The organism is Pedobacter ginsengisoli (assembly GCF_002736205.1).
GTDB classification, from domain to species: Bacteria; Bacteroidota; Bacteroidia; order Sphingobacteriales; family Sphingobacteriaceae; genus Pedobacter; species Pedobacter ginsengisoli_A.
In genome coordinates, this window is record NZ_CP024091.1 from 4050440 (window position 1) to 4062471 (window position 12032).

A 12032-nucleotide genomic window follows, 5' to 3' on the forward strand; every position below is an offset into this window, starting at 1 on the left:
ATTACTTCAAATGATAGTCTTCATTAAAATCAGGATGATTCAGGTCTTTCTCTGAAACCACAACAGGCGTTGCAGGCCACTGTATATTGAATTTAGGATCGTTGTAACGAACTCCTCTTTCATATTCAGGTGCATAAAAGCCAGTACTCAGGTAAAATGCTTCTGTATCTTCTTCTAAAGTGATAAATCCATGCGCAAATCCTTCAGGCACATACATCATGGTCCTGTTCTCGGCACTAAGCTCCTGACCAAACGATTGGCCAAAGGTTTCTGAGTCTATTCTAAGGTCTAATATCACATCATACAAAGCCCCCTTAATGCAGCGTACCATTTTTACTTCCGCTTTTGGTGCAAGCTGATAATGCATCCCTCTAAGTGTCCCTTTATCTTTACTTAAAGAATTATTGATCTGTACTATTGCCGGATTCAACCCATGTGCTTCAAATTCGTTTACACAAAAAGCCCTGGCGAAAAAGCCCCTCTCATCTTCCCGCTTTTCCAAATGGATCAGGTAAGCTCCTTTAAGTGGTGTTTCTACAAATTTCATGCTTCTGCTTTGATCTTATTAATGGTGTGTTTCAATTTCCTTAACCTTACATACTTGTCGCCATCAAAATCATCCTGATTAAAACCGTTCGCAATGTATTTTTTATACAGCTCATCCATTCCCGAACGTAAGGTATAATCAAGTTTAAAATCAGGTACCAGCGTATTTAACAGGTCAAAATTGACCCGGTAATTTCTTGGATCGTCACCCACTTCTCCGGTAAATTTAATAAGTGCCGATGGCATAAGCTCCTGAACATAGTCGGCAACATCTTTTACCTGGTAATTTTCCCGGTTGTCACCAATATTGATTGCTTTATTAAATACCAGTTCTTTATTGGCCATCATCAAATGAACGAATGCCTTTGCAATATCACTGCAATGAATCAAAGGGCGCCATGGTGATCCGTCACTCATAATTCTGATCTCTCCTTTCGAATGGGCACAACCCAGCAGGTTATTCACTACCAGATCTATCCGCAGCATTGGCGAATACCCATAAGCAGTAGCATTTCTAAGATATACCGGTGTAAAATCATCATCTGCCATTAAAGAGATCTGTTTCTCAGCCTCTATCTTGGATACCGCATAGGCAGATACCGGATTAAGCGGATCTGTTTCCGAAAGGTCAAGCTTATCGCCCTTTCCATAAACCGAACAGCTGCCCGAGAAAAGGAACCTTTTAACTCCTGCCTGCTTTGCCAGCCTGGCGAGCTCAACCGATCCTTTTAAATTCACATCGTAAGTGATTTGTTCATCTAGATCCCCCATCGGGTCATTAGAAATTGCCGCAAGATGCATCACACAATCATGCCCGCTCAGCTCTTCAGGGGTTAAATCCCGGATGTCTTTTATCAATTCCTTATCAGGTCTTGTAAAAGGTTCAAATTCACATCCTTCAAAAAGATCAATATCACATCCGGTTACCTGATGCCCAAGGTCCTTTAGCTGCTTTACCAAATGCACACCTATATATCCCAGATGGCCGGTTACAAATACATTCATAATTATTAATTAAATCCAGGGAGCTTCATTTTTTTCAAGAAGCTCTGTGAGGTAATCTCTGTCTCTTTGGGTATCCATACATGCCCAAAATCCTTTATGTTTAAAAAGGTTAAGCTGACTGTCTTTAGCAAGATTTACAAGCGGATTTTTCTCTAACACGCAGTCTTTATCTTTAGAAAGGTATCCTAAGAATTCCTTTTTAAAAAAGAAGAACCCCCCGTTAATCCACTTTTCATTAAATGCAGGCTTTTCAGAAAACTCCACTACCGTGTCCTGATCAAGCTTAATTTCTCCAAACCTTGATGGTGGATTTACCCCAAGCACGGTACCGATCTTATTGTGCGACAAATGATAGTCGAAATGTTCGTTCAGATCTGCATCGCATAAACCATCTCCATAGGTAACACCAAAATGTTCTGATCCGTTCAGGTATTTCTCTGCCGCAATCGCAATCCTTCCTCCGGTCATGGTTTCCGCACCTGTATAAGCAAGGGTAACATCCCAGTCAAGATTATGGTCTATAGATAAAATCTTTTTGGTATTCGTATTGAAATCAATAGAAAAGTCGCTGTTCAATTCAGAATAACGCAAAAAATAGTCTTTTATAACTTCCGATTTAAACCCGGTACACAATACAAATCTCTTAAAGCCATATTTGGCATAAGAATTCATAATATGAATTAAGATTGGGTTTTCTCCAATTGGAACCATTGGTTTCGGACGAAATTCCGTTTCTTCTTTGATTCGTGTTCCAAGGCCTCCGCATAATATAAAAATTGGAATATTGTTTCTCATAAGCGCCGGTAAAGTTATTTATTCTGATCAATATATTTATAGTTTTAGGTTTTATCGTATAGTTTTAACTTATTTTGCAAAACTTATAAATAAAGAGGACAAAAAAACCGGTAATGATAATTTTCCCCCTGATATTTCTTTTATCCTTTATGTATGCTACTGCAGACATTTTTAAGGGCAACAGACAGGGCGTATTGTTATTTTTCATTTTCGGGCTCTCTATTTATACCACAACCATGTCCCTCTCTTTTGTATTGGGATTTAAGTTTTTGATTCCCGTATTTCAGCCTTTTAAAGAACTGCTGGTGCTTACCATTTTAGGATTGGGTATTTACCAGATGAAAGAAAAAATTAAGCTGAACATGGTGGATTACCTTCTGGGGGGATATTTCTTTTACACTTTACTGTATGTAGTAATACCTCTTGGCGATTTTGGCCTTTCAGATCGCTTATCGGCTTTCAAGAGCATGTCCTTTTTTCCTTTAATTTACGCTTCCGGACGACTCATTGCTGCCGAAAAAGTAAACCTGGGCAAATACTTCCATTATATCCTGATTGTTGCCGTTGCAGCCACAGGGGTACTCATTTATGAGCTGATTTCAGATCAGCATTTCCAGACGGTTACCGGGTATGCTGATTACAACTTCTATTATTTTGGTCAGGAACCAACCGGTAACTACGGCTTAACATGGACATTTGAAACAGAAACCGGATTTCGCAGATTTGCCAGTTTCTTCTCCAATCCGCTTGAATATGCCGCTGCCACACTCCTGGCGCTTGCCGTTATTGCAGCATTATATACAGACGATGACAATAATTTAAAAATCAGTGCATTTGGTCAGCTCGCCCTGGCATCAAGCTTTATCGCTATTGTTGCCGCCTTATCAAGAGCTCCCCTCGCCAGCTACTTTGCCATGATTTATGTGTATGCATTTATTACCAGCAAGCGTAATATCCTGAAAACTTTCCATTACGGGTTTATAGCAGCTGTGCTTTATTTTATTTTTCTGATCCAAAATGAGGACATTTATAGTTTCGTAGTAGATACAATCACCTTTCAGAACGCATCCAGCGTAGGACACATTATAGAATGGCTTGCCGGAATAGATGCAATGATAAGACAGCCATTAGGCTTGGGATTGGGAAGTTCCGGAAAAGTAGCCGGTATGCTTGGGCTTAATGTTGGTGGCGAGAACCAGTTTATCATTATTGGTGTGCAGGCCGGAATAATTGCTTTGATACTTTATTTGCTAATACATGCCTACCTGATGGTTTACACTTATAAATGGATTAAAATATTAAAAGGGAACGAAAGAAAAATTGCGATCATGCTCTTCCTTTTTAAAATTGGAAGTATTGTTCCCCTGCTAACCACAAACTTCGAAAACTATTCTTATGTAATTTATATCAGCTGGTTTTTGTCGGGTATTTTTATCAACAGCATCACCGCTAAAAGTATTTCCAATGGCTAAAACAATTGTAGTAGGCCTGGATATTAGAGACCTGAGGATTGCCAAAACAGGCGCCAGAACTTATCTTGAAGAGATTTACAAAGAGTTTCAGAAAGGCCGTCCGGGTTTCAGGTTTCATTTTTTTGACACTTCAATTCCTGTATATACCGGACGTAATAAATTTTTCAAACTAATAGAGCAGGCGCGGTTTATTTTCTGGAAGCAGATAGTATTGCCGGCGAAAGCTGCTGCATATGGTTGCGACATCCTCTTTTGTACTGACTATTTTGTTCCTGTGATGACCCTGAACTATAAAACAGTCCCGGTTTTTCACGATGCTTTCTTTTGGGAGTACCCCGAACATTATAACAAGTACTGGCTCATGACCTTTAATTTTTTAGGGGTATGGGCAGCCAAAAGAGCGGCAGTGATTACCACACCTACCGAGTATGCAAAAACTACCGTGCTAAGCTATTTGCAGATCCCGGCCGATAAAGTGATCCCAATCCCGGAGGCACCAAAAACACTAATGCGCCTTAGCGGCAATGCAACTCAAAGTCTTACGCTAAAAACAGGAAAGTACCTGTTGCATATCGGGGTTTTTGAAAAAAGGAAAAATCTGATTGTATTGCTCGAGGCATTTTCCATGCTCCGCACTGCAGGATACCTGGATTTCTCCTTAGTACTGGCCGGACAGTTTAGTCCAAAAAGTGATATGGACGGAAGTGCAGAAATTATTAATGCCATAAATCATTACCAGCTACAGGACTATGTGCTTATGCCCGGCTATATTCACGACAGGGATCTTGCCGCTTATTATCTAAATGCGGAGTTATATGTTTTTCCATCCGTAAATGAAGGCTTTGGTTTGCCTGTTTTAGAGGCTTTTCAGCACGATCTTCCGGTTATTGTTGCCAACAATACTTCATTGCCCGAGGTTGGCGGAGATGCAGTACTTCAGTTTGACCCCTATGATGTTACCGATCTGCTTAACAAAATGAAAATGATTATTGACAATGCAGCACTAAGATCGGAAATGATCCAAAAAGGAAGAAAACGCCTCGAGGATTTCTCCTGGGAAAAGACTGCAAATGAATTATTGAACTTATTTAAGAAAGTAAAATAGTAGATTTGCAGAATCTAACCTATAAAACGACACTACCTAGATGCCGCCAGATCAAAAAAAATCTTACTTCTCCTACATCAATTCCAGGTTTAACAATGAGTGGAGCAAAAGCAATACGGCAATCACCTTATACAGAATGCTCATCTACTTATTAAGGGGTTTCTGGCACCGATTATTTTTCGGTTCAGCAAGCGGCCTGGTTTTTGTTGGGAAGGGAGCATCGATACGTTATGCAAAATACCTGAACGTGGGCAAAGACTTTATTGTTGAGGATTACGCAGAAGTGAACTGCATGGCGTATAAAAAAATTATGATCGGAGACAGGGTAACTATAGGAAAATTTGCATTGGTAAGACCTACAAATTCTTACGGAGGAGCTATTGGTGAAGGTCTTAAAATTGGAAACAATTCCAGCATCGGCCCCTATGCTTATATTGGCTGCTCAGGCATGATTGAAATTGGCGACAATGTAATGATGTCTCCGCGGGTAAGTATATATGCCGAAAACCATGTTTTTGACAGAACAGACATTACCATTAAGGATCAGGGTGTGAAAAGAGAATTCGTTAAAATTGAAGACGATTGCTGGATTGCTGCCAATAGCATCATTCTGGCTGGCGTTACTATAGGAAAAGGATCCATAATTGCAGCAGGGAGCGTAGTTACGCGCGACGTTCCCCCATATAGTATAGTTGCGGGGGTACCGGCAACTGTTATAAAATCCAGAATTTAATTATGAATATACTTATACTGCATAGTTCATCAGATTTATACGGAGCAAGTAACGTACTTTTTAATGTCATTAAAGTACTTAAAAACAATGGAAACAACCCCATTGTGGTACTTTCTGAAGAAGGCCCGCTTTCAGACAAATTACGCAATCACCATATTGAAGTGCACATCATCAGGCTGGGAATTCTGCGACGCAAATATTTCTCGCTGACCGGAATAATCAACAGACTGCTTATACTCAGGAAAGCAGACAAGAGCTTGCGTGAGCTGATCGCTGAAAAAAACATTAAACTGGTTTATTCTCATACTACTGCGGTACTTGTTGGTGCATTGGTTGCGCACAGATTAAAATTAAAGCACATCTGGCATGTGCTGGAAATTACCACAAAGCCACTATTCTTTGTCCGCACGATGGGCTGGCTTTTGAACAAATACAGTACCTCAGTAATTACCGCATCAGATGCCGTGAAAGCCCACTGGTCGCAATGGGTGGAACCTAAAAAACTGAAAACCATTTACAATGGACTGGACTGTAGTCCTTTTACAAATAAAACCGGGGATTTAAAAAAGGAACTTAACCTCTCAGAGCAGACCTTGCTTATCGGAATGATAGGCCGTGTCCACTTCTGGAAAGGACAGGATTATTTTATCAGAATAGCTGCTGAAATACTGAAAATAGCTCCGAATGCCAAATTCGTTATGGCTGGAGATGCTTTCCCTGGATATGAATACCTGTACAAGCAAAATCAACAGATCATAGACGAAAAAGGCATCAACGACAAGATCTTTAACCTGGGATACAGAACGGATATTGTTAACATTATGAATTCTCTGGACGTTTTTGTTCTGCCTTCCTTGTTACCTGACCCTTTTCCAACGGTTGTATTGGAGGCTATGGCAGCTGGTAAAGCTATTGCGGCCACCAGACAAGGTGGTGCTGTAGAAATGATAGCAGATAGCGACAGCGGATTGCTGATTCCAATTGACGATGCAAAAGCCGCAGCTGTAAAAATGTTCCAATTGATCAATTCCGCACAAGAGCGGGAACGGATGGGTAACAATGCTGCTATACGCGTAAGAAAACTGTTTTCTGAAAAAGCATTTGAAATGGCCATTATTGAAACATTTACCGGTGCTCCTAAACGCGAACCGGTAAGAAAAGAGCCGGTACAGGATATTTCCTTAATTTTACAGGACTAAACTCCTCCTGTTACAGATGAAGATTGCAATTATAGGTACACGAGGCTATCCATACGTTTATGGTGGTTTCGAAACAATGGTGAGAGAGCTGAGTGAACGTCTCGTAAAAAAAGATGTTGAAGTCCATGTTTATTGTCAGAAGAATTTATTTAATCCCCGTCCGCCCCAGGTGAATGGTGTGCATTTACATTATCTGCCAACCATTAAGGGAAAGTCTGTAAACCAAATTATACATTGCTTTCTTTCTGTTATCCATGCCACATTCAGTTCTGCTGACGTTATTTTTGTGGTGAACCTGGCTGCCGGCCCTATGGGATGGATTCCTAAATTGACCGGTAAAAAAACAATCATAAATGTAGACGGACTGGAATGGCTGCGCCCCAAATGGAAAGGATTGGGTGGAATGTACTTCTATTTTGCAGCAAAAATGGCGGTCAGATTATTTGACCGCATCATTACAGATGCGGAAGCCATGCGCAAAATATATCTGGAAGAGTTCCATACAGATTCAAAGGTAATTGCTTATGGAGCACCTCCCTTTAAACCAGCCGGAGAGGAGCTGATTGAACGGTTCAGGCTTAACAAAGGCGAATATTACCTGATTGTTGGCCGGCTCATCCCCGATAATAACGCAGACCTGATCATTAAGGGTTTTCTTAATTCAAAATCGACAAAAAAACTGGTTGTTGTTGGAGATGTGCCTTATGCAGATGTATTTGCAGAAGGATTGAAAAGCCTTCAAAATGAAAGATTAATATTTCCAGGATATGTTACTGACCAGCAGGAGCTTGCTGCATTGTATCAAAATTCATTTGCCTATATTCATGGTCACAAATACGGTGGAACCAATCCGGCTATGCTAAAAGCAATGTCTAATAAATGTGCCATTCTTGCTCTTGACACGGTGTTTAACCGTGAAATGCTTAGTGATGGAGAATTTGGTCTGTTTTTTGGGGAACGTGAGAATTCTGTTGCAACTTGCTTACAATTGCTGGAAGAGCATCCCGATCAGCTGGAAACATTACGATCAAAAGTGAGTTCCGGTTTAACAGATAAATATAATTGGGATCATGTAGCCGACAACTACTATGAAACAATAAAGGCATTAATACGGCCTTCAAAATAAATTACCTATATATGAAACTAAATTTACCGCTGTATACCAAAGTCATTATTCTGATCCTGCTGCTTGGTGCCGGAATTACGGCTAACGCTCAGGTTGTATTTGAAAACCCAAATAACCCTGTTTACAAATACCTTTCACGACAGGCCCAAAAAGGAAATATAGAATTTAATGACCTCATTCAACCTGTTAGCAGGAAGCAAATCGCCTCCTTATTGCATACCTTAAAGGATTCAACGGATAAACTTTCGCTTACAGAACAAAAGGAACTGACATTTTACCTTCAGGAATTCAGTGAATTTGATTCCGCTATTAATGACAGTACCACATTTTTCAAAAACGACCCATACGGGAGGTGGCGCTTCTTATCTGTCACTAAAGATGACTTTCTTCTCCGTGGAGATCCGGCACTTACATTTGAGACTTTTCAGGGCAAGGGAAAAAGTGTTGCACGTGTAGGTACAGGACTAACCTTTTGGGGACATGCAGGTAAGCACATTAGCTTTCAGTTTTATTTTCAGGACATCACAGACCGCGGAAAAGGAATTGACAGCAACAGAATATTTACACCTGAAACCGGAATTATCAGAACTGCCAATATAAACCCAAATGCAAAAACTGTTAATTACAGTGATTTTAGGGGAAATTTAACCTACAGCTGGAAGAACGGATCTTTTAGTATAGGGAAAGACCAGTTGCTTTGGGGCTATGGCCAGGGCGGAAGGATGGTTTTATCTGACAAAGTTCCCGCCTATCCGAATATCAGATTGGATTATCAGCCCCTTGCCTGGCTGCGCTTCAATTATACACATGCATGGCTAAATTCTGCGGTAATTGATTCGGCCAGATCCTATCCTAAAGGAAATGGTGTATACGGCACTGAACGTGAGCTCTATGTACAAAAATATATGGCTTCTCATACGCTGAGTTTTTTACCGGTTAAAGGCCTGGACCTGAGTGTAGGAGAATCAATGGTATATAGCGACAATTTTGATGCAGGATACCTTATTCCAATCATGTTTTTTAAAGCGTACGACCAATACCAGAGCCGTTATAAGTTAACTACGGGCTCTAACAGCCAGTTTTTCTTTTCAGTAAGTTCAAGAAACCATCTGCCCAAAACGCACCTTTACGGAACGCTGTTTATTGACGAAATACGGACAGCTGAAATTTTTAATAAAGCAAAAAGCAGAAACCAGCTTGGTTATAATTTAGGAGCATCGCTAACTGATGTAGCAGGGATCTCCTATCTGACTATCGGAGCTGAATACACGCATATCAATCCTTTTGTTTACAACAATGTAATGCAGGCGCAGACGTATACCAATCAGAGCTATGCTCTTGGCGATTGGATAGGCCAGAATGCAGATAGGTTTACAGCATGGTTAAGTTATACCCCTATACCACGACTGATCACCAGATTTGAGTTTAATACCATAAGAAAAGGAAGGGATGGCAGCCTTGAAGATCAATACTTTGCGGAACCACAGCCGGGATTTTTGAGCCAGGGACCTGTTGAAAATCAACAGCAGTTTTTACTGGAAGCCAACTATCAGCTGTTAAACAAATTGCAGGTAAAAGCAGCCTTTATGCATCAAAATGGTGTGATCCGCCCTGATATACAAACCTCAGCAGTTCCTAATGAGTTTAAGTTCGGTGTATCATATGGCTTTTAAGCCTTAATACTTTATATTTGTCGTTTATCATAACATCTTCATGAATATTAAATTCCGTTACTACATCCTATTGATTTTACTGGTTATTGGCTATTCCACCAGCCGGGCACAAACAATTTCAATGAGTGACATTCAGAATGTGAAAGTCAGCCAATTATCTGACGATCAGATTACCCAGGCCTGGAATAAATTAAAGGAAAGCGGGGTTCCGGAACAGGAAGCTTACAAAATGATGTTACAGAAGGGCATGCCGGCAACTGAGGTGCAGGCATTTAAAGACCGTGTAACGTTGCTTGGATTGAATAAAAAAGCGGCAGTTGGAGCTGCAAATACAGAAAAAGAAAAAATAGACTTTAGTCGTGATACGACCAATACCCTGGTAAAACCTAAGCCAATAGTAGTTGAAAAACCTGCTCCAGAGCCGGTTTTAAATATTTATGGATTGGAATTCTTTAACCAGACCTCGATTAAATTTGAACCTAACTTTAGCCTGGCTACACCTAAAAGCTATGTGCTTGGTCCGGGAGATGAGCTGATTGTATTGGTAACGGGTCTTAATGAAAGCAGCATCCGTACAAAAATATCTTCTGAAGGCAATCTGCAGATTCCATATGCAGGACTAGTATACCTAAATGGCTTTACCATAGAACAGGCCACAAATCTGATCCGTACTAAACTGACAAAAGTCTATCCTGCCATACGGGGTGGACAAACCCAGGTAGCGGTAAATCTGGGCAATACAAGAAGTATTAAGATCACATTGGTGGGTGAAGTAAAAACCCCGGGATCATACACTTTATCTTCTTTATCAACTGTATTTAATGCATTGTACAATTCCGGAGGTCCAAATGCCAATGGCTCACTGCGCTACATTGAGTTGCTGAGAAACAATAAGGTTTATAAAACCATCGATTTCTATAGCTTTTTGCAAAATGGCCTGATGGATGGCAATATCAGGCTTGAAGACCAGGATGTGATCAGAATTCCTGTTTACAGAAAAAGGGTTGGTATAAAGGGTGAAGTTAAACGTCCGGCAATTTATGAACTTAAAGAAAATGAGCAGCTGGAAGACCTGATTAAGTACGCCGGAGGCTTTACGGATATTGCGTACCGTGGAATTGCCAAGGTAGATCAGGTTAATGAACTGGAAAGAGAAGTAAAGGACGTACCTGCAAATTTGTTCGGAAACTTTACCCCTCATAATGGCGACCTGATCCAGATTGGGGCCATCACCAATAGATACACCAATAGAGTTGTTCTGGAGGGCGCTGTAAACAGACCGGGCGTCTATGAGTTAACGGCAGGTTTAAGCTTGTCAGAGCTCCTAAAAACAGCCCAGGGCTTAAAGGTTGAAGCGTATATGGAGAGAGGATATATTAAAAGAACCCTTCCCAACCTGGAAAGGGAAATGATCTCTTTTATTCCTACAGATATTATTAATGGAAAAAACGATATTCCCTTGATGAGAGAGGATTCAATTACGATTCCCGACCGGGCCGTTTTTGTTTCTCAGCAGAATGTTACCGTTAATGGCTTTGTAAAGAAACCTGCTAGTTTTACTTACCGAAAAGGAATGAAATTAGGAGATATTATTGCAATGGCCGGTGGCTTTCAGGATGAAGCGGCAGAGCATCATGTTGAAATTTCAAGAATCATTAAAAATACTTCCGACAGTGTAGCAAACCAGTTGGTAAAAACCTTTACCATAGACGTAAACAATAACTCACTGGCAGATCAGGAGCTGGAACTGGAGCCTATGGATTACATTTATGTACCAAGACTGGTAAATTACCGTGCGCTAGGTAACATTAGCGTAAAGGGAGAGGTATTGTTCCCGGGTGACTATGCGGTCCAGAGAAGAGATGAAACCGCATTGGACCTGTTGCAAAGAGCAGGCGGACTTAGCCCATATGGCGCGCTTGAAAATGCCCAGGTATACAGAAAAGGTGTTAGACTGAACCTGGATTTAACCAATAAGACCAATGATCCGAATGTAAAAAGGACAATGATCTTATTACCCGGCGACAGCATTTTCATACCAAGGGCCATTTCTCTGGTAGAAGTTTCGGGAGCTGTAAATAATCCGCAGTTAATTAGTTATAAAGGAAAGCGCTTTAAATATTATATCAATGCGGCGGCAGGGACTACAGAAAATGCCCGTTTGAAAGGCGCATATGTGCAATATCCTGATGGGTTGAATAAACCGGTAGGACATTTTCTCTTCTTCCGAAACTACCCTCCTGTTAAGCCGGGAAGTAAAATTGTTGTTCCGGCAAAAGATCCAAACAATAAATTCAGGCTTGGTTTTGCTGAAATAAGTGGAATTACTTCTGCAATTACCGCATTAATAGGATTGATCGCAATTTTAGCAAAATAAA

10 protein-coding genes are annotated in these 12032 nt (G+C 40.6%); 7 read left to right on the plus strand and 3 right to left on the minus strand.

From position 1 onward, the window contains the following. Nucleotide 1: 1 nt before the first annotated feature. From rfbC to CPT03_RS16630, 3 genes are read right to left on the minus strand one after another with little or no spacing between them, the layout of a single operon-like run. Nucleotides 2–547, minus strand: coding sequence for a dTDP-4-dehydrorhamnose 3,5-epimerase (rfbC, locus tag CPT03_RS16620; RefSeq protein ID WP_099439882.1), 546 nt, complete (start codon nucleotides 545–547; stop codon nucleotides 2–4). Further along, complete coding sequence (locus CPT03_RS16625; RefSeq protein WP_099439883.1) at nucleotides 544–1551, minus strand: NAD-dependent epimerase/dehydratase family protein; 1008 nt, start codon at nucleotides 1549–1551, stop codon at nucleotides 544–546. The genes rfbC and CPT03_RS16625 overlap by 4 nt, the downstream gene beginning before the upstream one ends. Nucleotides 1552–1560: 9 nt before the next feature. Continuing rightward, the gene (locus tag CPT03_RS16630) at nucleotides 1561–2346 is read right to left on the minus strand and encodes a sugar phosphate nucleotidyltransferase (RefSeq protein ID WP_099439884.1); all 786 of its coding nucleotides are present in this window, start codon (nucleotides 2344–2346) and stop codon (nucleotides 1561–1563) included. A gap of 113 nt (nucleotides 2347–2459) precedes the next feature. Between CPT03_RS16630 and CPT03_RS16635 the strand changes: the two genes are divergently transcribed. The 7 genes from CPT03_RS16635 to CPT03_RS16665 are packed head-to-tail and all read left to right on the plus strand — an operon-like array spanning nucleotide 2460 to nucleotide 12031. Further along, nucleotides 2460–3818 carry a hypothetical protein gene (locus CPT03_RS16635; RefSeq protein WP_157766476.1) on the plus strand — a complete coding sequence of 453 codons (1359 nt, stop codon included), beginning with the start codon at nucleotides 2460–2462 and terminating at the stop codon, nucleotides 3816–3818. Beyond that, the gene (locus tag CPT03_RS16640; protein WP_099439886.1) at nucleotides 3811–4923 is read left to right on the plus strand and encodes a glycosyltransferase family 4 protein; all 1113 of its coding nucleotides are present in this window, start codon (nucleotides 3811–3813) and stop codon (nucleotides 4921–4923) included. The genes CPT03_RS16635 and CPT03_RS16640 overlap by 8 nt, the downstream gene beginning before the upstream one ends. Nucleotides 4924–4963: 40 nt before the next feature. Continuing rightward, the gene (locus CPT03_RS23300) at nucleotides 4964–5656 is read left to right on the plus strand and encodes an acyltransferase (protein ID WP_099439887.1); all 693 of its coding nucleotides are present in this window, start codon (nucleotides 4964–4966) and stop codon (nucleotides 5654–5656) included. A gap of 2 nt (nucleotides 5657–5658) precedes the next feature. Further along, nucleotides 5659–6855 (plus strand): glycosyltransferase family 4 protein, encoded by a 1197-nt coding sequence (locus tag CPT03_RS16650; RefSeq protein ID WP_099439888.1) that lies wholly within the window; start codon nucleotides 5659–5661, stop codon nucleotides 6853–6855. A gap of 16 nt (nucleotides 6856–6871) precedes the next feature. Beyond that, complete coding sequence (locus CPT03_RS16655; protein WP_099439889.1) at nucleotides 6872–7981, plus strand: DUF1972 domain-containing protein; 1110 nt, start codon at nucleotides 6872–6874, stop codon at nucleotides 7979–7981. Between the two features lie 11 nt (nucleotides 7982–7992). Then, nucleotides 7993–9654 (plus strand): capsule assembly Wzi family protein, encoded by a 1662-nt coding sequence (locus CPT03_RS16660; RefSeq protein ID WP_099439890.1) that lies wholly within the window; start codon nucleotides 7993–7995, stop codon nucleotides 9652–9654. A 40-nt stretch (nucleotides 9655–9694) separates the two neighbouring features. Continuing rightward, nucleotides 9695–12031 carry an SLBB domain-containing protein gene (locus CPT03_RS16665; protein ID WP_099439891.1) on the plus strand — a complete coding sequence of 779 codons (2337 nt, stop codon included), beginning with the start codon at nucleotides 9695–9697 and terminating at the stop codon, nucleotides 12029–12031. The last annotated feature ends 1 nt before the right edge of the window (nucleotide 12032 follow it).

Bases quoted from the DNA above. Each gene is read 5' to 3' on its own strand.
- CPT03_RS16650 (WP_099439888.1), top strand. From the start codon at position 5,659: ATGAATATACTTATACTGCATAGTTCATCAGATTTATACGGAGCAAGT.
- CPT03_RS16625 (WP_099439883.1), bottom strand. From the start codon at position 1,551: ATGAATGTATTTGTAACCGGCCATCTGGGATATATAGGTGTGCATTTG.
- CPT03_RS16665 (WP_099439891.1), top strand. From the start codon at position 9,695: ATGAATATTAAATTCCGTTACTACATCCTATTGATTTTACTGGTTATT.
- CPT03_RS16635 (WP_157766476.1), top strand. From the start codon at position 2,460: ATGATAATTTTCCCCCTGATATTTCTTTTATCCTTTATGTATGCTACT.
- CPT03_RS16640 (WP_099439886.1), top strand. From the start codon at position 3,811: ATGGCTAAAACAATTGTAGTAGGCCTGGATATTAGAGACCTGAGGATT.
- CPT03_RS16660 (WP_099439890.1), top strand. From the start codon at position 7,993: ATGAAACTAAATTTACCGCTGTATACCAAAGTCATTATTCTGATCCTG.
- CPT03_RS23300 (WP_099439887.1), top strand. From the start codon at position 4,964: ATGCCGCCAGATCAAAAAAAATCTTACTTCTCCTACATCAATTCCAGG.
- CPT03_RS16655 (WP_099439889.1), top strand. From the start codon at position 6,872: ATGAAGATTGCAATTATAGGTACACGAGGCTATCCATACGTTTATGGT.
- rfbC (WP_099439882.1), bottom strand. From the start codon at position 547: ATGAAATTTGTAGAAACACCACTTAAAGGAGCTTACCTGATCCATTTG.
- CPT03_RS16630 (WP_099439884.1), bottom strand. From the start codon at position 2,346: ATGAGAAACAATATTCCAATTTTTATATTATGCGGAGGCCTTGGAACA.